Below are 20,284 nucleotides of genomic sequence, written 5' to 3' on the forward strand. Positions count from 1 at the left end.
TTTGTCATTACATTACTCCGGCTCTGAGCAGGTCATGCATGTTCAGAGCGCCCACCAGTTGCTGATCATCCACAACAAGCAGGCCATTGATTTTTCTTTCTTCCATCAGTTTCAGGCCTTCGGCAGCCAGGACCTGAGAGGAAATCGTGCTCGGATTCGGTGACATGACCTCACCGATCGGGGTCTGATGGATATCGATACGTTTGTCGAGCAGGCGGCGCAGGTCGCCATCTGTAAAAATGCCGCTTAACTGCTGGTTATCATCAACAATAGCGGTCATGCCAAGTCCCTGACGGGACACTTCCAGCAGGGCATCTTTAATGCTGGCATCCTGATGGACGACGGGCAGACGCTCGCCGCTATGCATGACATCGCTGATCCGCAGCAGCAGTTTTCGTCCCAGTGCACCGCCTGGGTGGGAGAGAGCGAAATCGTTGGCGGTGAAGCCGCGTGCTTCCATCAGTGCAATGGCCAGCGCGTCTCCCATGGCCAGGGTTGCTGTGGTGCTGGAAGTAGGTGCCAGATTTAGCGGGCAGGCCTCCTGAGAGACTGTAATCTGTAAATGCACCTGAGCCAGCCGGGCCATGGTGGATTCTGGTTTGCCTGTCATCGCAATCATCTGAATGCCCTGGCGTTTGATGACCGGGAGCAGGGTCAGAATCTCGCCGGCTTCGCCGGAATTTGAAATTGCCAGAACAATATCGCGTTTATCCAGCATCCCCAGATCGCCATGGCTGGCTTCTCCCGGATGAACAAAAAAGGATGGGGTCCCTGTGCTGGCCAGTGTGGCAGCAATTTTATTGCCGATATGGCCGGATTTGCCCATTCCCATCACGATCACTTTGCCCTGACAACGGCGAATCAGCCGGCAGGCTTCGCTGAAGCTGCCGTTGATATACTGGGACAGCCCCTTGAGGGCTGTCGATTCGATTTCAATTACGCGGCGGCCAATCCGGCCGTAGTCAAAGGAATCAGGCATAGTTTCGCTCTCTGTTAGGCTGACAGATTATAAAGCAGATAACCCTGGTAAGCGACAAAGCATAAAATCAGCACCAGGCCTTCAAAACGATTGATTCGGCGACGCTTGCCCAGCGCCATCAGAACCAGCAGGACAGAGACGCCCAGCATAATATAAAAGTCACGCCCCATAGCCAGCGGGCTGAGTACTGAAGGATTCAGCAGCCCCGGGATTCCCATGACAGCCAAAATGTTAAATACATTGGAACCGATGATGTTCCCGACGGCCATGTCATCCTCACCCTTGTAAATACTGGCGATGGATGCCGCTAGCTCTGGCAGGCTGGTGCCGACAGCAATGATGGTCAGTCCGATCACCAGATCGCTCATGCCGAAGTGTTTGGCAATGATGACTGCCGAGTCAACCAGCATGCCTGCAGCGTAAGGCAGCAGGACCAGACCGATGATGACCCAGACGACGGCTGCCATATTACTGACCCCGTCCGGGATTTCTGATTCCTGTTCTTCTAAGAGGATGTCTTGATCTTTATTGCTGTTGCTGTTGCTGTTGCTGTTGCTTTTGCTGATTTTCAGCATCGCCAGGATAAAAATGATAAAGAGAACAACCAGCAGGACACCTTCAAAGAACCCCAGATAGCTGTCCCATAGCAGTGCACCGGCAATCAGTGTGACCACCATCATCAACGGGAGTTCACGGCGAATAATCCCTGAACTGATGGATAAGGGCTTTAAAATCGCAGTCAGGCCCAGAATTAACGCAATATTGGCAATATTTGAACCCAACACGTTGCCGACGGCAGTATCGGTTTTGCCTGCCAGGGCTGCAGTGGCGGAAACCATCATTTCCGGGGCAGAGGAGCCCATTGCCAGAATCGTCATCCCGATAATCAGCGGGGCGACCCCCAGGTTTTTTGCCAAGGCTGCTGATCCAAAGACAAGACGATCTGCACTCCATACCAGTAACGCGAGTCCGATACAGAGCAACACGATGGCTTCAAGCATTATTATCCCTTATTTCATTTTTTCTGTGAGCGATTTTTAAGAGAGCAATTTTGACGTTTCACTGACGAAAATGGAAGGAAAAGCCTTGAGTATTTACGGCTCTGGTTGTGATCTTCGTGTGGGAATGGCGGACTTCCGCCGAAAATTACTGAAGTAAAAAATGAATTACGTCGGGTATTGGTTCTATTCAGGTCAGTTATGATATAAAAAACACGGTTCATAAAATGAGTTGTTGAACGGCAAGTGCAGCCAGTCCGACCGTTGGGCTGAAAAATCACAACGTTCTGACAGCCGTTGCCTTGAGTTGGCCGGGGATTCTACCTATGATCAACCCGACTCAGATAACTATTTAATAATATTCATTTATGCCTGTATTGCGGCTGATCCCGGATGGATTATCTCAGCAGGTGATTGGGAAGGTTATGACAGCAACCGAAGCGCTAATTCGAATTGATCACCTGACGTTCTCACGGGGTGAGCGCAACATCTTTGATGATGTGTCGCTGACTGTCCCGAAGGGGAAGATTACCGCCATTATGGGGCCGTCAGGAATCGGTAAAACGACACTGCTTCGTCTGATCGGTGGGCAACTGATGCCGGATCAGGGCGGAGTCTGGTTTGAAGACCAGAACATCCCTTCTTTATCGCGCCGTGCGCTATATCAGGTACGCAAGCGGATGAGTATGCTGTTTCAGTCAGGCGCCTTATTTACCGATATGACGGTGTTTGACAATGTGGCATTTCCGCTGCGGGAGCACACCGACTTACCGGAAGATCTGCTGCGCACGCTGGTCTTGCTCAAGCTGGAAGCGGTCGGACTGCGCGGTGCCGCCAACCTGATGCCGAATGAGTTGTCCGGCGGGATGGCGCGTCGGGCGGCACTGGCAAGAGCCATAGCTCTGGATCCAGACCTGATTATGTATGACGAGCCTTTTGTCGGACAGGATCCCATTACCATGGGTGTTTTGGTGAAGCTGATCCACAGCCTGAACCATGCCTTGGGCATTACCTCTGTGATTGTGTCGCACGATGTGCCGGAGGTAATGAGCATTGCTGATCATGTGTATCTGCTGTCGGGCGGAAAAATCATTGGCAGCGGAACCCCGGATGAGCTGAATTCAAACCCGGATCCCAGAGTCCGGCAGTTTCTGGATGGCAATGCGGATGGCCCCGTTCCTTTCAAGTTTCCTGCCCAGTCACTGGAGCAGGATTTGTTCAGTCAGCCGGTCTCTTAACTGCGTGATGAACACGACATCGCAAATAAAGGTATTTTCATAATATGTTAACGGATTTTGTTGCTCGGCTGGGACATCGTTCACTGTCCCGCTGCCGGACCATGGGACGGGCAACCTTGTTGCTGTTTGGTGCGTTGGTGAGTAAGCCGCAGCCTGCCAAAATGTTTCCGCTGCTGATGAAACAGCTCTATACCGTCGGTGTGCTGTCCGTCGCAATCATTATGGTTTCCGGTTTATTTATCGGGATGGTGCTCAGCCTGCAGGGGTATATCGTCCTGGTGGATTTTGGTGCCGAAACCAGCCTAGGTCAGATGGTGGCTTTGTCTTTGCTGCGTGAGCTGGGACCTGTGGTCACCGCGCTATTGTTTGCCGGCCGTGCCGGTTCGGCACTGACCGCTGAAATTGGTCTGATGAAAGCCACGGAGCAGATTTCCAGTATGGAAATGATGGCTGTCGATCCGCTGCGACGTGTAGTTGCGCCGCGTTTTTGGGCCGGGGTAATTTCAATGCCGCTGCTGGCAATGCTGTTTATTGCCATCGGCATCTGGGGCGGCCAGTTGGTTGGTGTGAGCTGGAAAGGCATCGATCACGGCAGTTTCTGGTCTGTAATGCAGTCTTCCGTCGAATTGGGGTACGACATTGGCAACAGCCTGATCAAATCAATCTGTTTTGCGATAACCGTGACCTGGATTGCGGTGTTTAACGGGTTTGATGCCATACCGACATCTGAAGGGATCAGCCGGGCAACGACCCGGACCGTCGTGAATTCTTCACTGGCGGTACTAGGATTGGATTTTGTGCTGACAGCACTCATGTTTGGGAATTAATCATGCAACAGAACAGACAATTAGAATTATGGGTCGGCACCTTTGTCCTGGCAGGGATTGTTGCTTTGCTGGTGTTGATTTTTCAGGTCGCTGATGTGAAAAATCTGGGCGGCTCAGAAACGTATAACCTGAAGGCCCGGTTTGACAATATTGGCGGCCTGAAAGTGCGCTCTCCTGTGAAAGTGGGTGGGGTCACGATTGGCACCGTCAGTGATATTACGCTGGATACGACAACTTATGTTCCTGTCGTGACACTGGCGATTGATAAAAAGTTCGGTTACTTCCCAGAAACCAGTTCGGCTGCCATTCTTACATCAGGGCTGCTTGGAGAGCAGTATCTGGGAATGACGCCGGGCTTTGTTGATGAAGGCATTGTAATGCTGGAAGACGGCGACATCATTGAAGATACCAAATCCGCCCTGGTGCTGGAGGAGATGATTGGCCAGGTACTTTACAGCATTGGTAAAGATGGCGATGACTAAGGAATTCACAATGAAAGTATTCAAAATCTTCTGGCTTGCGATTCTTGCCAGTCTGCCGTTGTTTGCGAGTGCGGCGCTGGTTGATAAAACCGATCCGTATCGGATGATGGAAACCGTATCACAGCAGACATTTTCTCGTCTGAAAGCAGAGCAGGCGCAGATTCAGCGAAACCCTGAGCACCTGCGTACCGTGGTCCGCCAGGAACTGCTCCCTTACATCAATACCCGTTATGCTGCTTACAAGGTTCTTGGGCCTCAGTTGAAGCAGACCAGTAAAGAGCAGCGGAATGAGTTTGTGAATGCATTTACTGATTATCTGGTTGCTTCTTATGCACAGGTGCTGACGCAGTACACGGATCAGGAGATTCGGATCGAACCGGCCAAGAAAATACCGGCCAGCAGTTCGATCGTGTCGATTCGCGTGGATATCCTGGATCCTCAGCGCCCGCCTATTCGTCTGAATTTTAAATTACGTAAGAATAAGCAAAGCAACGAGTGGCAGGGTTATGACATGGTGGCAGAGGGTGTCAGCATGATCACGACGCAGCAAAGTGAGTGGAGTGGCCGGTTGCGGACGGAAGGAATCGACAAAGTGACCCGGGATCTTCGGGCGATTTCAGCTAAGCCAATCAAGCCAGAGGGAAAATGAGCATGAATCATGGATCCGTCCATTGGCAAGTGCTGGAAAATGGCCATTATCGCTTGTCAGGGGCGCTGGAACGTGACACAGTGCCAGCCTTTTGGCAGCAAAGACGTGAATGGATGCCACAAGATGCTAAGGTCACGATCGATCTGTCTGACCTGTCTCGGGTAGACTCTGCAGGCATGGTGATGTTGCTGCACCTGCAAAGGGAACTCAGTCAGGCAGGACGTCACCTGGTGTTGCAAGGAGTGCCGGAACAATTGTTAACGCTGCTCCGCCTTAGTCATGTCGACACGGTGCTGGCTGCCTGTATGGAAGTGTAGTTGAGGATAGCTTGTGGAAACATCTGAAATTAAACAAATTCTTGAGAATGCATTGGCGCTGGACGAAGTCATTGTGAACGGCGAAGGCAGCCACTATCAGGTGATTGCTGTTGGCGCGATGTTTGAAGGGATGAGCCGGGTGAAAAAACAGCAGGCGGTTTATGCCCCCCTGATGTCGCATATCGCCAGTAATGCCATCCACGCCTTGTCCATTAAAGCTTACACTCCGGAAGAGTGGGCGCGCGACAAGAAGCTGATGTCTTTGTAAGAGAAAACCAATGCAGAAGTTTCGAATTCAGGGCAATGGCCCTTTACGCGGCGAAGTCGCGATCTCAGGTGCTAAGAATGCAGCCCTGCCTATTTTATTTGCTTCGCTGTTAGCGGAGGAGCCGGTAGAAGTCGGCAACGTCCCTAAGCTGAAAGATATCGACACCACGATGGAGCTGCTGAGCCGTCTGGGTGCTAAAGTGGAACGCAATGGTTCTGTTTATGTCGATGCCAGCAATATTACTGAATATTGTGCGCCATATGATCTGGTGAAAACCATGCGCGCTTCTATCTGGGCGCTGGGCCCGCTGGTTGCTCGCTTTGGTCGGGGCCAGGTGTCTCTGCCGGGTGGTTGTGCCATTGGTGCACGTCCGGTGGATCTGCACATCCACGGGCTGGAGCAACTGGGCGCTAAAATCACCCTGGAAGAAGGTTACGTCAAAGCAGAAGTTGACGGCCGTCTGAAAGGCGCACATATCGTGATGGATAAAATCAGTGTCGGTGCGACCGTTACGATTATGTCGGCGGCGACGCTGGCTACCGGTAAAACCGTCATTGAAAATGCGGCCCGTGAGCCGGAAATCGTTGATACGGCTAATTTCCTAAATGCTATGGGTGCCAAAATCACCGGTGCAGGTTCCGACACTGTCGTCATTGAAGGTGTTGAGCGTCTGGGTGGCGGTTATCATGAAGTGCTGCCAGATCGCATCGAAACCGGAACATTCCTGGTTGCTGCGGCTATCTCTGGTGGAAAAGTGGTCTGCCGTAATACCCGTCCGTCTCTGCTGGAAGCAGCACTGGCGAAACTGGAAGAAGCTGGCGCCCTGATTGAAACCGGTGAAGACTGGATCAGTCTGGATATGACCGATCGTGAACTGAAAGCTGTGAATATCCGCACTGCACCGCACCCGGGCTTTCCGACCGATATGCAGGCTCAGTTCTCATTGCTGAACCTGGTGGCGAAAGGCACAGGGATCATCACGGAAACGATTTTTGAAAACCGCTTCATGCATATTCCGGAACTGATCCGGATGGGTGCACACGCTGAGATCGAAGGAAACACCGTGATCTGTGGTGAAACTGAAGGTCTGAGCGGGGCACAGGTTATGGCGACGGATCTGCGGGCTTCAGCCAGCCTGGTGATTGCCGGCAACATTGCCAAAGGCGAAACCATCGTTGATCGGATTTATCATATCGACCGCGGTTATGAGCGGATTGAAGAGAAATTGCGTGGTCTGGGCATGCAGATCGAACGTTTCAGCGAATAAGTTACGCATCTTAATTTTTCAGGCACGGCACGCTGTGCCTGGACACTTCTGCTTCATACCTTGAACACTTGCTGCCGCAGTATTCTCTGCACTTTTCTGCTTATCTGTCCGGCTCGTCGCCAATCAATACCTTGAGCTTTTTCGGTTTACCATTGCGTAGGACCGTCATTTCGACATAAGTCCCGGGGCGTAGTTCGGTGACAATATCCAGGACATTTCGCATGTCAGTCACTGGTTTATCGCCGATTTCCACCAGAATATCCTGGACCTTGAAGCCGGCTTTGTAAGCAGGCCCGTTGGGATCCATGCCCATCACGATAATCCCGCTGACCTGATCGGCATCATAAAGACGTGCCATCACCGGATTGATTTCCCGCCCGTCAATCCCGAGGTAGCCGCGGATCACCCGGCCGTCGGCAATCAGCTTGTTCATAATTTTCTGGGTTAGTTTGAACGGAATTGCAAAGGAGATCCCATAGGTTTCAATATCTGTCGCCTGCTGGAATGAAGCTGTATTGATTCCGACCAGTTCCCCGCGGGTATTAACCAGCGCACCGCCTGAGTTACCGTCATTGATGGCAGCATCGGTCTGCAGGAAGTCCTGGCGGCCGTAAAAGCTCATCCCGGATCGTCCGGTGGCCGAGATAATACCGTAAGTGGTGGTTTGGCCAAGGTTGTACGGGTTTCCGATCGCCAGCACCACGTCACCGACAGAAGGCATATAATCCGGATTGAGCGGAATGACGGGCAGGTTTTCCGCCTGAATCTTCAGTACGGCGATATCCGTTCGTTTGTCTTTCCCAATCAGTTGGGCGGTAAAAATCCGACTGTCCTGCAGCGCGACAATCACCTGATCGGCTTCAGCGACGACATGGTAATTCGTCACGATGTAGCCTTTTTCACTCATAATGACCCCGGAGCCCAGCCCCTGAGTACTGAGTTGCAGACGGTCTTCAGCGTTGTAGCGGCGGTTATAGATATTGACGACTGCTGGCGAGGCCCGGCGGACGGCATAGCTGAACGAAATTTGCTGAGGAACGGTGACCTGACCGTTCAGTGCGACCGTCGGGGAAAACATCTGGCTGCGCAGGCCCGGGAAAGCAAGTAGCAGTACTCCAGCCGTCAGTACGCCCAGTAAGGCGGATCGACCTAAAAATGCCAGCATTGATGCTCTCCTGATTGACCTGCACTTTGCTTTGATTGCAAAAAGTTAAAAAACCGCTTGAGAATAGCATTTACATCCAGTTTTCAACAAGTCGAAGCAGGCTGGAGTTGCGAGAAATGTAGAAATGTGAAAGTCCGGGCAAAGGCCCGGACTGATGCTGAGTGCGGATGATTCATCGGATGATGAGGTAGAGCTCGTTATCGCCGCGTCTGATCTCCAGAGCCAGAACGGAAGGCTGTTTATCGAGTGCCTTACGCAGCTCTCCCAGATTCCGGATCGGCTGTCGGTTCAGACCGATAATGATGTCATCTTCTTTGAGTCCGTAGCGTGCAGCCATCGACTGAGGGTCGATGCGGGTGACTTTAACGCCTTTCACTTTGTCTGCAGACGTCGTGTTACTGAATTCAGCACCTTGCAGGCTTTGGTGCAGGTGGTCTGCTTTCAGGTTCGCCATTTCGGCTTCTTGCAGGGTGACATCAAAGGTCATCTCGTCCCCGTCCCGCAGAACGCCGAGTTTCACTTTTTTACCGGCACCAATGGTCGCAATTTTGGCGCGCAGTTCCCCAAAAGTACGAATTGCTTTGTCATTCACAGAAACAATAATATCACCAGCTTTCAGACCGGCTTTTTCAGCGGCGGAGCCTGGCATCACCTGATTGACGAAGGCGCCATGGTTTGTTTCGTAGCCAAAGGCTTCGGCAAGCTCGGAGGTGAGTTCTCCTCCCTGAACACCCAGCACGCCACGTTTGACTTCACCATATTCAAGGATCTGGCTGGTCAGGTTTTTCACCATGTTGACCGGAATAGCAAAACCGATACCGACGTTCCCGCCGTTCGGGCCGAGAATCGCAGTATTGATGCCAATCAGCTCACCATTCAGGTTCACCAGCGCGCCACCGGAGTTACCGCTGTTGATGGCAGCATCTGTTTGAATGAAGTTCTCGAAGTTCTCAATGTTCAGGCCGCTTCGCCCCAGGGCGGAAATAATCCCTGAAGTGACGGTCTGGCCCAGTCCGAACGGGTTCCCGATTGCGACAGAGAAATCACCGACGCGCAGCTTATCTGAGTCTGCCATTTTGATGGCTTTCAGATTTTTGGTGTTTTCCAGCCGAAGCAGGGCAATATCTGACATTTCGTCGCTGCCGATGAGTTCGGCTTTCAGTTCCCGGCCATCATGGAGCTGAACCATGATTTTATCCGCACCGTCAATCACGTGATGGTTGGTAACCACATATCCTTTATTTGCATCAATGATGACTCCCGAACCCAGGCCACGGAACGGACGTTCCTGCAACTGCTCGCTGGGAGCATTGGGCCCGAAGAAGTAGCGGAAGGGCTCAGGGATCTGTTGTTTGGAAACATGCTTGCCTTCGACGGCTATACTGACCACGGCTGGGGTGACTTGCTCCAGCATCGGGGCCAGGCTGGGTAGCTGCTGATCATTGACAGCCAGAGGAAGAGCGGCAGAGGCTGTGACAGGGGACATCACTGCGCTAATACTGAACGCCAGCGCACTCAATACAAGTAAAGGCTTTTTCATCGTGACTCAACTCCGGTTTAACAAGTGCTTATTACGACTGGTAAAATCGGGCAAAGTTCCGAGAATTATCAAGATTGAAACAAAATGTGAATCTCAGACTCTGACCGTGGCGTCTCAGACGTACGACACGGTCAGGCAGACAATCAGGGCTCAGCTCGCTTTCGCTGGCTCTTCCAGCGCGCGTTCTTCTGCTTTCAACAGGCCCGATGCACCATTGGCATAATCACGTGGCTGTTGGGTTGATTCCTGTTCTTCCTGGCTGACAGGCTCAGAGGCTTCCGCCACCGCGGTCAGTGTACTGATCCGTTGTGAGAACGGATTGTCCTGTTCAGGCAGGTTCGGCATCAGCTCAGCAGAAGTTTTGGCCATGTGCTCGTAAAGTTTGCTGTAATCTTTTGCCAGATTGTCGAGCAGGTCGGAACTGCGGGCAAAATGATCGATAAGCTCCTGGCGGTATTGCTCCAGCTGATACTTGGTTTTATCCAGTTCTTTCTGTAACTCTTTTTGCTGTTTCAGGTTTTTATTCCCCAAACGGGCGGCAAAGGCACCGACCAGCGCGCCTGCGACAAAAATCAAAATCGCGTAGATCCAAGCCATGAAAAACTCCTTGTGACTGTGAGTACAACAGGTAGACCTGTTTTTTTATCTAATAAGCACATCTGCTTATTAGGGGGTTATTTAGTTACTATACATGCACATGAAGTGTCGTGGTACTATCTACGACTAAAGATGGAAATATTCAGAGGCATGGGTTGTGCTGAAAACCGATGTCTCCCAGCGACTGAGCAGGATGAGGATGACTCCGGAACAACGCTATCAAAACGATCTGAAAACCCCCGGCTTTTTGCCTGACGCCGCTCAGGCGATGGCGGTGGCTCACCTCAATGATCTTTATCATCGGATGCTGGCACCCAAGCCCGAATCAGAGAAGCCGACTTTACTCGGCCGCTTGTTCAAGCGTCAGACGCAGGAGCCAGTCAAACCAGTCAAAGGTTTGTATTTCTGGGGCGGGGTCGGTCGAGGCAAAACTTATCTGGTTGATACTTTCTTCGACTGTTTGCCGACAGAGCGCAAAATGCGGATGCACTTTCATCGATTCATGCATCGGGTCCATAAGGAAATGCAGTCTCTGGGTCACCAGACTGATCCGCTGGAAATTGTTGCGGACCGTTTTAAGCTGGAAACAGACATCATTTGTTTTGATGAGTTTTTTGTTTCAGATATCACGGATGCGATGATTCTGGGCACCCTGTTCCAGGCACTGTTCCGTCGCGGTATTACGCTGGTGGCAACGTCAAATATTCCGCCGGATGAGCTGTATCGTAATGGTTTGCAGCGTGCTCGTTTTCTGCCTGCGATTGATCTCATTCAAGAGCATTGTGAGATTGTCAATGTCGACTCCGGTGTGGATTATCGTCTCCGTACCCTGGAACAGGCTGAGATTTATCACTGGCCACTGGATGTAAGTGCGGCAGAGAACATGAAGCACTACTTTGTGCAGCTGTCGGTGGAGCCCCGTCGTGATGGCGGTGAGATCATTATTCATGACCGGCCGATTACGACGTGCCATGAGGCTGAAGGCGTGGTTCATTTTACTTTTGATGCATTGTGTCGGGGCGCGCGCAGCCAGAGCGATTACATGGAAATTGCGCAGATGTATCACAGCGTACTGCTTTCAGATGTGCCGGTACTGACGGAAAAAGATGATGATGCGTCCCGCCGTTTTATTGCCATGGTTGATGAATTTTATGAGCGGCATGTCAAACTGATCATCTCCGCTGAAACCAGCATGGAGAAGCTGTACCAGAGCGGCCGTCTGAGTTTTGAGTTTAAGCGCTGCTGTTCCCGCTTAATTGAAATGCAGAGTCATGAGTATCTGGCACGACCGCATCTCGCTTAGCTGAATTTGCCGATTGATGCATAGGGGAAAAGACAGAACTTTTTTTGAAAAAAAGGTGATTTTTTCCCCATGCTTCCGTATAATCCTGCGACCCACCGTACCTGTGACGGCGTTATGCCGGGAGTGCCAACCACTCGAAGGGGTGATGACTGGGCTCTTTATACAGAGAGAGCGCTTTGCGTTCTTAGAAAGTGAAACTATTTAAATTTGGGTAAGAATTAGCATGAAAACTTTCGTTGCTAAACCAGAAACTGTAAAACGTGACTGGTATGTTGTAGACGCTGAAGGTAAAACACTGGGTCGTCTGGCAACAGAAATCGCATCTCGTCTGCGCGGTAAGCACAAGCCTGAGTATACTCCTCACGTTGACACTGGTGACTACATCGTTGTTATCAACGCTGAGAAAGTTGCAGTAACTGGCGCGAAGCGTACTGACAAGATGTACCATCGTCACACTGGTTACATCGGCGGTCTGAAAACTATCAGCTTTGACAAGCTGCTGGACAAAAAGCCAGAAGCTATCATTGAAATCGCTGTTAAAGGCATGCTTCCTAAAGGTCCTCTAGGCCGTGCTATGTACCGTAAACTGAAAGTTTACGCAGGTAGTGAGCACAACCACGCTGCACAGCAGCCACAAGTTCTAGACATCTAATTGGGGAAGATGACAATGGCAGAGAATCAATACTACGGCACTGGCCGCCGCAAAAGCTCAGCTGCTCGTGTTTTCATCAAACCGGGTACTGGCAACATCGTAATCAACAAGCGCAGCATCGAAGAATACTTCGGTCGTGAAACTGCTCGCATGGTTGTTCGTCAGCCACTGGAGCTGGTTGAAATGACTGATAAGCTGGACCTGTACATCACTGTGAAAGGTGGTGGTATCACTGGTCAGTCTGGTGCGATCCGTCACGGTATCACTCGCGCTCTGATGGAGTACGATGAGACTCTACGTCCTGCTCTGCGTGCCGCTGGCTACGTGACTCGTGACGCTCGTCGCGTTGAACGTAAGAAAGTTGGTCTGCGTAAAGCACGTCGTCGTCCACAGTTCTCTAAGCGTTAATTCAACGCACCAGACTTCTGTCTGGTTACTGTGTACCGCAAAGCCCAGCCATTGGCTGGGCTTTTTGCATTTATTGTCAAAATTATTGAAAAACTGGCACGATTTTTTGCATTTTTTGCTCTTGACGAAAACGCAAATTATGCCCACAAATCTCTCACATTTGCGGTGTTTACCTTGTCTTAAAGTAGGGTTTTCTTTATCATTTGCCGCGATAAATAGCAGCATGAAAATTCTTAATCAATAAGCTGTTGAGTCTTTCCGTAGAAAGTTAGCCGTAAGCTCCAGGGACGCAGAAGGAAACTATAATCCTGAGCGGGAGCACATGGGAGAATGTTGGATGAGCAAAGCGCCAGTAAGTAACGGCCGACGCCGCTTCCTGACTGCGACGACCTCGGTTGTTGGAGGCTTAGGTGCAGTCGCTGTCGCCGTACCCTTTATCAAATCATGGAATCCGAGCGCCAAAGCCAAGGCCGCCGGTGCACCAGTTGAAGTTGATATCAGTAAACTCGAAGAAGGCCAGATGATCCGCGTAGAGTGGCGAGGCAAACCGGTGTGGGTAGTACGCCGGAGCCAGGCTATTCTGGATGAACTGCCGACTCACGACGACCGACTGCGTGATCCGCAGGCCGCTGAGCCTCAGCAGCCTGCCTACGCCACGAACGAATACCGTTCACGTAAACCTGAAATCTTTATTGCCGTTGGTATCTGTACCCACCTTGGCTGTTCGCCAACTTATCTGCCAGACACGTTCAGTGAGCAGGTGAGTGGTGTTCCTGCCGGCTTCTTCTGCCCATGCCACGGCTCTAAATTCGACTTGGCTGGTCGGGTTTTCCAGGGCGTGCCTGCGCCGCTGAATCTGGTGGTTCCAAAGCACATGTTCCTGAACGACAACACGATTTTAGTGGGTCAAGATGAGGAGTCGGCATAATGGAAGCTTTTCTGGGTTGGATTGAAAAACGTCTGCCAGTGATGAATGCTTATAAAAAGCATATGTCTGAATACCCGATGCCGAAGAACTTCAACTTCTGGTATCTGTTTGGCTCGCTGGCCATGCTTGTACTGGTGAACCAGATCCTGACGGGGATCTGGCTGACCATGAACTATGTACCATCCGGTGATGGTGCTTTTGCCTCAGTTGAATACATCATGCGTGATGTCGATTACGGTTGGCTGCTGCGTTACATGCACTCGACCGGTGCATCAGCATTCTTCATCGTGGTTTATCTGCACATGTTCCGTGGTCTGATCTACGGTTCCTATAAAAAACCGCGTGAACTGCTGTGGCTGTTCGGTATGCTGATTTTCCTGGCACTGATGGCGGAAGCTTTCATGGGTTACCTGCTGCCATGGGGACAGATGTCTTACTGGGGTGCTCAGGTTATCATTTCTCTGTTTGGCGCAATCCCTGTGATTGGTGACGATCTGACCCTGTGGATCCGTGGTGACTACGTGATCTCTGGTGCGACACTGAACCGTTTCTTTGCGCTGCACGTGATTGCATTGCCTATCGTTCTGCTACTGCTGATCGTGCTGCACATTCTGGCGCTGCACGAAGTGGGTTCAAACAACCCGGACGGTATTGAAACCAAACTGCCAAAAGGCAGCAAGGGTGACAATTACTCACCGAGCTTTAAGTTCCACGAGTACTACACCAAGAAATACGACATTATTGACTCTGTGCCTTTCCACCCTTATGGGACGGTGAAGGACATGGTGGGCGTGGCGATTTTTGCCTTCCTGTTCAGTTATGTGATTTTCTTTAACCCTGAAATGGGCGGCTATTTCCTTGAGCCACCTAACTTTGAAGCGGCGAACCCGCTGAAGACGCCTGAACACATTGCACCTGTATGGTACTTCACGCCTTTCTATGCGATTTTGCGTGCGGTTCCGGATAAGTTGGTGGGTGTAATCGCGATGGGTCTGTCGATTGCAATGCTGTTTGTGTTGCCATGGCTGGATCGCTGTAAAGTGCGTTCTTACCGTTACCGCAGCAAGCTGCATCTTGCAAACATCGTTCAGTTCACTATCTGCTTCATTGCATTGGGTATTTTGGGTGCGTTGCCTGCGACGCCTGTATACACCCTGATGGCGCAGATCTTCAGTTTCGGTTACTTCATGTTCTTTGTTCTGCTGTTCTTCTACAGCAAGAATGAAGCAACCAAACCGCTACCAGAGAGGGTCACATACAAATGAAAAAGCTGATGGTTATGCTGCTTGCTCTGTTGCCGTCTCTGGCGATTGCGGCTGGCGGTCACAGTGTTCACCTGGATGCGGCAAATAATGATTTGTCGGATAAGGCTTCGCTGCAACGCGGTGCCCGTACCTTTGTTAACTATTGTTTCGGTTGTCACGCGACTCAGTATCAGCGCTACCAGCGTGTTGCCGAGGATCTGGATATTCCGCTGGAACTGATGAAAGAAAACCTGATTTTCGATCAGAATGCGAAGATCGGTTCTCTGATGACCAACGCGATTTCTAAAGATTACGCAGCCGCTTCATTCGGTGCACCAGCACCGGATTTGACACTGGTTGCCCGGGTTCGTGGTTCAGACTGGCTTTATACGTATCTACGTTCATTCTATGCCGATCCAAACCGTCCGTTTGGTGTGAACAACCTGGTTTTCCCAAGCGTTGGTATGCCACATGTTCTGGAAGAGCTGCAGGGCACGCCACGACAAGTGTTTGAAACCCGTACGATTGACGGTCAGGAAGTCCAGGAGTTTGTCGGCCTGGAATCGGATGGCAACGGTGAGCTGAATACTGAAGAGTATGATGCGGTCGTGCGTGATCTGGTGAACTTCCTGGAGTACTCAGCAGAACCGATGAAGCTGGAACGCCAGCGCATGGGTCTGTGGGTGATGGGCTTTATCGTGATCTTCTTCGTTCTGACGCTGCTGCTGAAGAAAGAATATTGGCGCGATGTCCATTGATCGGGTAATCTAGTGCGTTAAGAAACTCGCAATGGGGGCAAGTGCCCCCGTTGCTTTTTGTGTATATGAGTATACTGGAGGGGTTGATGGCTGTAGCTGCCAATAAACGCTCTGTGATGACGCTGTATTCTGATGCTTCGGATATGTATAGCCATCAGGTGCGTATTGTACTTGCAGAAAAAGGCGTAAGTGTTGAGATTGAGCTGGTTGACCCAGACAACTTGCCTGAGGATCTGCTAGACCTGAATCCATACAATTCTGTTCCAACCCTGGTGGACCGTGAACTGGCTCTGTATCAGGCTGGTATCATCATGGAATACCTGGATGAGCGTTTTCCTCACCCACCTCTGATGCCAGTATATCCGGTTGCTCGTGGTAACAGCCGCCTGATGATGTATCGCATTGAGCGTAACTGGTATTCACTGGCTGAGAAGATCGAAAAAGGCTCAGCGGATGAAGCTGAGAAAGCCCGTAAACAACTGCGTGAAGAGCTGCTGGCTCTGTCGCCAGTGTTTGCTGAATTCCCATATTTCATGAGCGAAGAGTTCAGTCTGGTTGACTGCTACCTGGCACCACTGTTGTGGCGTTTGCCAGCGATGGGCATCGATTTGATCGGCCCTGGCTCTAAAGAAGTGAAAGCCTATATGAGTCGTGTATTTGAACGTGATTCATTCCTGGCGTCTCTGACTGAAGCTGAGCGCGAAATGCGCCTGGCAGGTCAGTAATGGATATGGCGGAGATGACCCCGCGCCGTCCTTATCTGGTGCGGGCTTTCTACGACTGGCTGGTGGATAATGATTTGACTCCCCATCTGGTTGTTGATGCAATGCTGCCAGGGGTGCAGGTTCCGCAGGAGTTTGTCAGCAATGGTCAGATCGTCCTGAACCTGGCACCTCGCGCGGTGGGTAATCTCGAGCTGGGTGATGAAGTGATTCGCTTCAATGCCCGTTTCGGGGGACGGCCTCAAGTTGTGGCCGTGCCTCTGGCTGCAGTCATGGCGTTGTATGCACGTGAGAATGGTGCAGGCACGATGTTTGAGCCTGAACCAGCATACGAGCTGTCTTCCAGTGAGTCTGAAATTGCTGAAGTGATCGCCGAGGAAGAGCAACTGTCGGCTGTGACCAGCGATGGCATCGATCACGAAGAGTCTGTTTCGCCTGCGGAAGAAGCACCACGTCCCCGTGGCCGCCCAAGCCTTCGGGTTGTGAAGTAGTTTTTCACATCTGTCAGCCATGAAAAAAGCAGTGCCTCCGAGGAAGCACTGCTTTTTTTATATCTTCATTTCGGAATCAGCGACCTGCTGGTTGCGATACCTGAAGTTTAGTCTGTGTACTCAAAGGCTTTGATGACATGCTTCACGCCGTCAATATTTCGGGCGATATCAGCCGCGGTTTGTCCCTGCTCACGGGTGACAAACCCAAGCAGATACACGCGTTGGTTTTCCGTCGCGACGGTCACGGCGCTGTTTCTTAATTTTTTACTGGCGATCAGCTGGGCTTTGACTTTAGTGGTCAGCCAGCTGTCTCTGCCGACATCGGCCAGTGTTGGCAGCGGACCGATTTGCAGCTGGTTATAGACCGTTTTGACAGAACCCAACTGTTTGACGTCAGTAACCAGTTGTTCGGCTGTTGACTGATCGACAGCCTGACCGACCAGTAACACTTTTCCTTCAGTTGAAATGGCATTGACTCTGACTTTGTTCAGATAAGGGGACTTATTGACCATACCGCCAATCTGCATTGCGACGTGTTGATCCTGCCAGTGCTGCTGGCCGCTGCGCGGGTCAGTTTGCAGCAAAGTGCCACAGCCCTGTAACAGGATCAGAAAGAGCAGGGCAATCCGAGAAATGCACTTCATAGCTTATCCTTCGTGCTGAGGAAACAAAATCTGGTCAATCAGATCGCACAGGCAGTGCACCGTGAGTAAATGACCTTCCTGGATCCGTGCCGTGCGCTGTGAAGGAATCCGAATTTCCACATCCTGTACACCCAGCAGGCCCGCCATTTCTCCGCCATCTTTCCCGGTCATCGCAATGATGTTCATGTCACGGGTCAGTGCAGCTTCCATGGCTTTGATAATGTTTTTGCTGTTGCCGCTGGTGGAAAACACCAACAGGATATCGCCGGGCTGACCTAAGGCGCGAATTTGTTTCGAGAACATTTCATCCTGATGATAGTCGTTCGCAACAGCGGTCAGCGTTGTGGTGTCTGCGGTCAGCGACAGGGCCGGCAGGCTGGGACGCTCTGTTTCAAAACGGTTAATCAGGCAGGAGGCAAAGTGCTGTGCGTTTGCCGCTGAGCCGCCATTTCCGCAGCACAGAATTTTATTGCCATTCAGCAGGCTCTGAACCATGAGTTGCGCTGAACGTGAGATGGCATCCGGCAGCGCTTCTGCCGCGGCGATCTGGGTTTGAATACTTTCGGTAAAGCTTTCTTTGATGCTCTCTAGCATATGTCACTCTTCGACTAAGATATTGGTCAGCCAGGTAATATGGCGGTCATCGCCCTGAATGGCGACTACATCAAACCGTAGCTGGCAGTGTTCGGCTGAGAGACCTTGTGAATGCAGCCAGTACAGCGCGGCACGTTTCACTCGTTGCTGCTTGCGCCAGTCGATGGCTTCAGCCGCTGAACCATAGCGGTCGTGGGCACGGAATTTGACTTCGATAAACACCCAACATCCGCCGTCTTTCATGATGAGATCCAGTTCGCCGCCCCGGCAATGGATATTGCGGGCGACACTGGTCAAACCCTGGCGTTGCAGGTACTGCTCCGCCAGAGATTCGTAATGGTACCCTTGCTGGCGCTTATTGAACAGGTTCAATGCCATTGGCGGTGAAAACAGCCCAGTCCAGCTGGCGCTGTACGACACAATGATCGTCAATACTCAACTGGCCGGTACGACCCTGTGTACTGTAACTGTCGACGACTTTCATCTGAGGCAGTTCGGTGATCATCCGGTACGCGTCCATACCAAAAGCATGCAGGCGGATCATGCCGTTCTTCTGTCCCGGCCAGAGCTGTTCAAATTTCTGCATAAACGGCTGATCCGGAGCAGCGAGCAGCGGGATGTCACTGAATTCAATGCCAGACAGTTCATTCATACCGGCTTTGTTATCCGGGTTGGCACGTGAACTGGCATAAAGCTTCGGTGGTGTGACATCCGGATTAATCGCGACCTGTATGAAGGGCTTCAGCAGCGTGACTTCATTTCGGTTCGCAATCAGGTAGACCGCATCTGTATCTCTGCGGCTGCGGGCCTGGGTTTCAAGTGACATACCCAGCACTTGCTGCATCTGCTCATTCCGGGCCCGGCTGTCGGTCAACCCGAATACAGTTGCAATCTGGTTTTGAATGTCACGGCTGGAACCGAAGGTCTGCAGTTCTGCCTGTTTACCCGTCAGGGTTTGCCATTTATCGACAAATGCCTGGCTGACCCGGCGGCCAAAGTCGTTGGCTGGTGCCATCACCATCGGATTGTGGTGACCTGCGGCATAGAGGTGCTGCGCGGCCTGTTCAGCTTCCTGCTCTGGTGAAAGTGAGAAATAACAGGTATTTGGCTGGCTGAGATCCAGATTCTGCGGTTCATTCAGCGCCAGCTGCGTCATGTTGCCCCCTTCAGCAGACTGAAACTCCGTGATGAATTCTTTCCGGAGCGGACCGATAACCAGTTGGATACCGTCCTGCTGAAGTTTATTCACGATACTGAACATCGGTTCGGATTCGGTATCGTAAATCGATAGTTCAGTGCTTGGGTCACGTTCGCCATCTTCGAGCATCGCATTGAGGAAGCCGTCGCGAACGGCTTTCCCCTGGCTTTCAAATTTACCGGAGAGCGGCAGCAGCAGCGCCACTTTTTCCAGCTCGATGACTTCCAGACTCATGATGGCCTGCAACTCGGCTGGCAGATAAGTACCGGCCGGATGATCCGGGTGGGTCGAGAGCCAGTTTTCAACTTCAGACTTCAGCCGGACCGGACGCTGAGCATAAGCGTTCTTCAGCATGCTCAGTTCGACCCAGCCCTGCAACACCGTTTCATTGGCCGCAATTTTTGCACTCTGGAGCTGGTGAGTATTGTATTGCGATAAGTCTTGCCACAGGTTCTGCCAGTTCACCGCTTTTTCACTTGTGTTGAGGTACTGAGCCAGGGAGGTGCGCTCACGGGCAGCCTCAAAGTATTGCTCTGTCTGGTTCAGCAGCTCGGCACGCAGCAAGTGGTAGCGACGGTACTGGTTATCGGACAGTGGCCACCATGGCAGGAAATTCAGGGTTTCCAGTGCGGCTTTGGGCTGTCCTTGCTGGTATCGCAGCGTCGCGCGAGCCAGTTGCCATTCCGCCATCTGCACCGGAGACATGTTCATGCTAGCCAGTTTGTTGGCTTGCTGCTCGGCCTGTGACCATCGGCCTTCTTTGATCAGGGCTTTCAGCGCCAGAATGTGCCAGTCGATACTGACGGCACCTTCGGAGGCTTCCGCTTTCAGCAGATAATTGGTCGCCGAGTCCGTTGCAGGTGCAGTGATATCCGCACCATAGGATGACGATTGTGTGCCCGGCGCTGAACAGCCTGCCAGGATCACGGCAAGGGCCACAGGGGCCAGAATACGTGATACACTTTTGCGCTTATGGGTAAAATTAAGCATTGAATTCATTCAACTGTGACAAATT

The 20,284-nt window shown here is 51.6% G+C and carries 24 protein-coding genes; 15 read left to right on the plus strand and 9 right to left on the minus strand.

Annotated features, from left to right (window positions below; all coding sequences use genetic code 11):
- Positions 1–7 precede the first annotated feature (7 nt).
- On the minus strand, positions 8–979 hold the full coding sequence (locus L4174_RS01850) for a KpsF/GutQ family sugar-phosphate isomerase (RefSeq protein WP_248143888.1): 972 nt from the start codon (positions 977–979) through the stop codon (positions 8–10).
- A 14-nt stretch (positions 980–993) separates the two neighbouring features.
- Positions 994–1,980, minus strand: a complete 987-nt coding sequence (locus L4174_RS01855; RefSeq protein WP_248143889.1) for a calcium/sodium antiporter — start codon at positions 1,978–1,980, stop codon at positions 994–996.
- A gap of 422 nt (positions 1,981–2,402) precedes the next feature.
- Here L4174_RS01855 and mlaF point away from each other — a divergent pair, with 422 nt between their 5' ends.
- Genes mlaF through murA form a run of 7 tightly spaced genes read left to right on the plus strand, consistent with a single transcriptional unit; the run spans position 2,403 to position 7,025 of the window.
- Positions 2,403–3,215, plus strand: a complete 813-nt coding sequence (gene mlaF / locus L4174_RS01860; protein ID WP_248143890.1) for a phospholipid ABC transporter ATP-binding protein MlaF — start codon at positions 2,403–2,405, stop codon at positions 3,213–3,215.
- A 44-nt stretch (positions 3,216–3,259) separates the two neighbouring features.
- Positions 3,260–4,042, plus strand: coding sequence for a lipid asymmetry maintenance ABC transporter permease subunit MlaE (mlaE, locus tag L4174_RS01865; RefSeq protein ID WP_248143891.1), 783 nt, complete (start codon positions 3,260–3,262; stop codon positions 4,040–4,042).
- A 2-nt stretch (positions 4,043–4,044) separates the two neighbouring features.
- Positions 4,045–4,524 carry an outer membrane lipid asymmetry maintenance protein MlaD gene (mlaD, locus tag L4174_RS01870; RefSeq protein ID WP_248143892.1) on the plus strand — a complete coding sequence of 160 codons (480 nt, stop codon included), beginning with the start codon at positions 4,045–4,047 and terminating at the stop codon, positions 4,522–4,524.
- A 10-nt stretch (positions 4,525–4,534) separates the two neighbouring features.
- Entirely contained in the window at positions 4,535–5,173 is a 639-nt protein-coding gene (mlaC, locus tag L4174_RS01875) for a phospholipid-binding protein MlaC (RefSeq protein ID WP_248143893.1), read from the plus strand.
- Positions 5,174–5,175: 2 nt separating this feature from the next.
- A complete protein-coding gene (locus L4174_RS01880; protein ID WP_371929368.1) occupies positions 5,176–5,490 on the plus strand; it encodes a lipid asymmetry maintenance protein MlaB in 315 nt (104 codons plus the stop codon).
- 13 nt (positions 5,491–5,503) lie between these two features.
- The gene (gene ibaG / locus L4174_RS01885) at positions 5,504–5,758 is read left to right on the plus strand and encodes a BolA family protein (RefSeq protein WP_248143895.1); all 255 of its coding nucleotides are present in this window, start codon (positions 5,504–5,506) and stop codon (positions 5,756–5,758) included.
- A 10-nt stretch (positions 5,759–5,768) separates the two neighbouring features.
- Positions 5,769–7,025, plus strand: coding sequence for a UDP-N-acetylglucosamine 1-carboxyvinyltransferase (gene murA / locus L4174_RS01890; RefSeq protein ID WP_248143896.1), 1,257 nt, complete (start codon positions 5,769–5,771; stop codon positions 7,023–7,025).
- Between the two features lie 100 nt (positions 7,026–7,125).
- Here the strand turns inward: murA and degS are convergent, their stop codons facing one another.
- The 3 genes from degS to zapG form a co-directional block, all read right to left on the minus strand.
- On the minus strand, positions 7,126–8,190 hold the full coding sequence (degS, locus tag L4174_RS01895; RefSeq protein ID WP_248143897.1) for an outer membrane-stress sensor serine endopeptidase DegS: 1,065 nt from the start codon (positions 8,188–8,190) through the stop codon (positions 7,126–7,128).
- A gap of 172 nt (positions 8,191–8,362) precedes the next feature.
- Complete coding sequence (locus L4174_RS01900; RefSeq protein ID WP_248143898.1) at positions 8,363–9,730, minus strand: Do family serine endopeptidase; 1,368 nt, start codon at positions 9,728–9,730, stop codon at positions 8,363–8,365.
- A 150-nt stretch (positions 9,731–9,880) separates the two neighbouring features.
- Positions 9,881–10,327 (minus strand): Z-ring associated protein ZapG, encoded by a 447-nt coding sequence (zapG, locus tag L4174_RS01905; RefSeq protein WP_248143899.1) that lies wholly within the window; start codon positions 10,325–10,327, stop codon positions 9,881–9,883.
- Between the two features lie 199 nt (positions 10,328–10,526).
- Between zapG and zapE the strand changes: the two genes are divergently transcribed.
- The 8 genes from zapE (at position 10,527) to sspB (ending at position 16,833) form a co-directional block, all read left to right on the plus strand.
- Complete coding sequence (gene zapE / locus L4174_RS01910) at positions 10,527–11,630, plus strand: cell division protein ZapE (protein WP_248143900.1); 1,104 nt, start codon at positions 10,527–10,529, stop codon at positions 11,628–11,630.
- Between the two features lie 223 nt (positions 11,631–11,853).
- Positions 11,854–12,282 (plus strand): 50S ribosomal protein L13, encoded by a 429-nt coding sequence (gene rplM, locus L4174_RS01915; RefSeq protein WP_211646339.1) that lies wholly within the window; start codon positions 11,854–11,856, stop codon positions 12,280–12,282.
- Between the two features lie 15 nt (positions 12,283–12,297).
- Positions 12,298–12,690, plus strand: a complete 393-nt coding sequence (gene rpsI, locus L4174_RS01920) for a 30S ribosomal protein S9 (RefSeq protein ID WP_248143901.1) — start codon at positions 12,298–12,300, stop codon at positions 12,688–12,690.
- A gap of 337 nt (positions 12,691–13,027) precedes the next feature.
- A complete protein-coding gene (gene petA / locus L4174_RS01925; RefSeq protein WP_248143902.1) occupies positions 13,028–13,618 on the plus strand; it encodes a ubiquinol-cytochrome c reductase iron-sulfur subunit in 591 nt (196 codons plus the stop codon).
- Entirely contained in the window at positions 13,618–14,883 is a 1,266-nt protein-coding gene (locus L4174_RS01930) for a cytochrome bc complex cytochrome b subunit (protein WP_248143903.1), read from the plus strand. Before petA ends, L4174_RS01930 begins: the two co-directional genes overlap by 1 nt.
- Positions 14,880–15,620 carry a cytochrome c1 gene (locus tag L4174_RS01935; protein WP_248143904.1) on the plus strand — a complete coding sequence of 247 codons (741 nt, stop codon included), beginning with the start codon at positions 14,880–14,882 and terminating at the stop codon, positions 15,618–15,620. The genes L4174_RS01930 and L4174_RS01935 overlap by 4 nt, the downstream gene beginning before the upstream one ends.
- A gap of 86 nt (positions 15,621–15,706) precedes the next feature.
- On the plus strand, positions 15,707–16,345 hold the full coding sequence (sspA, locus tag L4174_RS01940) for a stringent starvation protein SspA (protein ID WP_248143905.1): 639 nt from the start codon (positions 15,707–15,709) through the stop codon (positions 16,343–16,345).
- On the plus strand, positions 16,345–16,833 hold the full coding sequence (gene sspB, locus L4174_RS01945) for a ClpXP protease specificity-enhancing factor (RefSeq protein WP_248143906.1): 489 nt from the start codon (positions 16,345–16,347) through the stop codon (positions 16,831–16,833). Before sspA ends, sspB begins: the two co-directional genes overlap by 1 nt.
- A gap of 107 nt (positions 16,834–16,940) precedes the next feature.
- Here the strand turns inward: sspB and L4174_RS01950 are convergent, their stop codons facing one another.
- Genes L4174_RS01950 through L4174_RS01965 form a run of 4 tightly spaced genes read right to left on the minus strand, consistent with a single transcriptional unit; the run spans position 16,941 to position 20,259 of the window.
- Positions 16,941–17,477 (minus strand): BON domain-containing protein, encoded by a 537-nt coding sequence (locus tag L4174_RS01950; RefSeq protein ID WP_248143907.1) that lies wholly within the window; start codon positions 17,475–17,477, stop codon positions 16,941–16,943.
- Positions 17,478–17,480: 3 nt separating this feature from the next.
- The gene (locus L4174_RS01955; protein WP_248143908.1) at positions 17,481–18,071 is read right to left on the minus strand and encodes a phosphoheptose isomerase; all 591 of its coding nucleotides are present in this window, start codon (positions 18,069–18,071) and stop codon (positions 17,481–17,483) included.
- Between the two features lie 3 nt (positions 18,072–18,074).
- Entirely contained in the window at positions 18,075–18,449 is a 375-nt protein-coding gene (locus tag L4174_RS01960; protein WP_248143909.1) for a YraN family protein, read from the minus strand.
- The gene (locus L4174_RS01965; protein ID WP_248143910.1) at positions 18,427–20,259 is read right to left on the minus strand and encodes a penicillin-binding protein activator; all 1,833 of its coding nucleotides are present in this window, start codon (positions 20,257–20,259) and stop codon (positions 18,427–18,429) included. The genes L4174_RS01960 and L4174_RS01965 overlap by 23 nt, the downstream gene beginning before the upstream one ends.
- Positions 20,260–20,284 lie beyond the last annotated feature (25 nt).

It is taken from the genome of Photobacterium sp. CCB-ST2H9, from assembly GCF_023151555.2.
Classification (GTDB): Bacteria; Pseudomonadota; Gammaproteobacteria; order Enterobacterales; family Vibrionaceae; genus Photobacterium.

What these genes read in the sequence shown, in the direction of transcription:
- L4174_RS01965 (WP_248143910.1), bottom strand. Translation starts at nt 20,259, where the DNA reads ATGCTTAATTTTACCCATAAGCGCAAAAGTGTATCACGTATTCTGGCC.
- mlaF (WP_248143890.1), top strand. Translation starts at nt 2,403, where the DNA reads ATGACAGCAACCGAAGCGCTAATTCGAATTGATCACCTGACGTTCTCA.
- mlaD (WP_248143892.1), top strand. Translation starts at nt 4,045, where the DNA reads ATGCAACAGAACAGACAATTAGAATTATGGGTCGGCACCTTTGTCCTG.
- L4174_RS01955 (WP_248143908.1), bottom strand. Translation starts at nt 18,071, where the DNA reads ATGCTAGAGAGCATCAAAGAAAGCTTTACCGAAAGTATTCAAACCCAG.
- rpsI (WP_248143901.1), top strand. Translation starts at nt 12,298, where the DNA reads ATGGCAGAGAATCAATACTACGGCACTGGCCGCCGCAAAAGCTCAGCT.
- murA (WP_248143896.1), top strand. Translation starts at nt 5,769, where the DNA reads ATGCAGAAGTTTCGAATTCAGGGCAATGGCCCTTTACGCGGCGAAGTC.
- L4174_RS01935 (WP_248143904.1), top strand. Translation starts at nt 14,880, where the DNA reads ATGAAAAAGCTGATGGTTATGCTGCTTGCTCTGTTGCCGTCTCTGGCG.
- sspB (WP_248143906.1), top strand. Translation starts at nt 16,345, where the DNA reads ATGGATATGGCGGAGATGACCCCGCGCCGTCCTTATCTGGTGCGGGCT.
- L4174_RS01880 (WP_371929368.1), top strand. Translation starts at nt 5,176, where the DNA reads ATGAATCATGGATCCGTCCATTGGCAAGTGCTGGAAAATGGCCATTAT.
- L4174_RS01900 (WP_248143898.1), bottom strand. Translation starts at nt 9,730, where the DNA reads ATGAAAAAGCCTTTACTTGTATTGAGTGCGCTGGCGTTCAGTATTAGC.
- rplM (WP_211646339.1), top strand. Translation starts at nt 11,854, where the DNA reads ATGAAAACTTTCGTTGCTAAACCAGAAACTGTAAAACGTGACTGGTAT.
- sspA (WP_248143905.1), top strand. Translation starts at nt 15,707, where the DNA reads ATGGCTGTAGCTGCCAATAAACGCTCTGTGATGACGCTGTATTCTGAT.
- L4174_RS01855 (WP_248143889.1), bottom strand. Translation starts at nt 1,980, where the DNA reads ATGCTTGAAGCCATCGTGTTGCTCTGTATCGGACTCGCGTTACTGGTA.
- mlaC (WP_248143893.1), top strand. Translation starts at nt 4,535, where the DNA reads ATGAAAGTATTCAAAATCTTCTGGCTTGCGATTCTTGCCAGTCTGCCG.
- petA (WP_248143902.1), top strand. Translation starts at nt 13,028, where the DNA reads ATGAGCAAAGCGCCAGTAAGTAACGGCCGACGCCGCTTCCTGACTGCG.
- zapE (WP_248143900.1), top strand. Translation starts at nt 10,527, where the DNA reads ATGACTCCGGAACAACGCTATCAAAACGATCTGAAAACCCCCGGCTTT.
- L4174_RS01950 (WP_248143907.1), bottom strand. Translation starts at nt 17,477, where the DNA reads ATGAAGTGCATTTCTCGGATTGCCCTGCTCTTTCTGATCCTGTTACAG.
- degS (WP_248143897.1), bottom strand. Translation starts at nt 8,190, where the DNA reads ATGCTGGCATTTTTAGGTCGATCCGCCTTACTGGGCGTACTGACGGCT.
- L4174_RS01960 (WP_248143909.1), bottom strand. Translation starts at nt 18,449, where the DNA reads ATGGCATTGAACCTGTTCAATAAGCGCCAGCAAGGGTACCATTACGAA.
- L4174_RS01850 (WP_248143888.1), bottom strand. Translation starts at nt 979, where the DNA reads ATGCCTGATTCCTTTGACTACGGCCGGATTGGCCGCCGCGTAATTGAA.
- mlaE (WP_248143891.1), top strand. Translation starts at nt 3,260, where the DNA reads ATGTTAACGGATTTTGTTGCTCGGCTGGGACATCGTTCACTGTCCCGC.
- L4174_RS01930 (WP_248143903.1), top strand. Translation starts at nt 13,618, where the DNA reads ATGGAAGCTTTTCTGGGTTGGATTGAAAAACGTCTGCCAGTGATGAAT.
- zapG (WP_248143899.1), bottom strand. Translation starts at nt 10,327, where the DNA reads ATGGCTTGGATCTACGCGATTTTGATTTTTGTCGCAGGCGCGCTGGTC.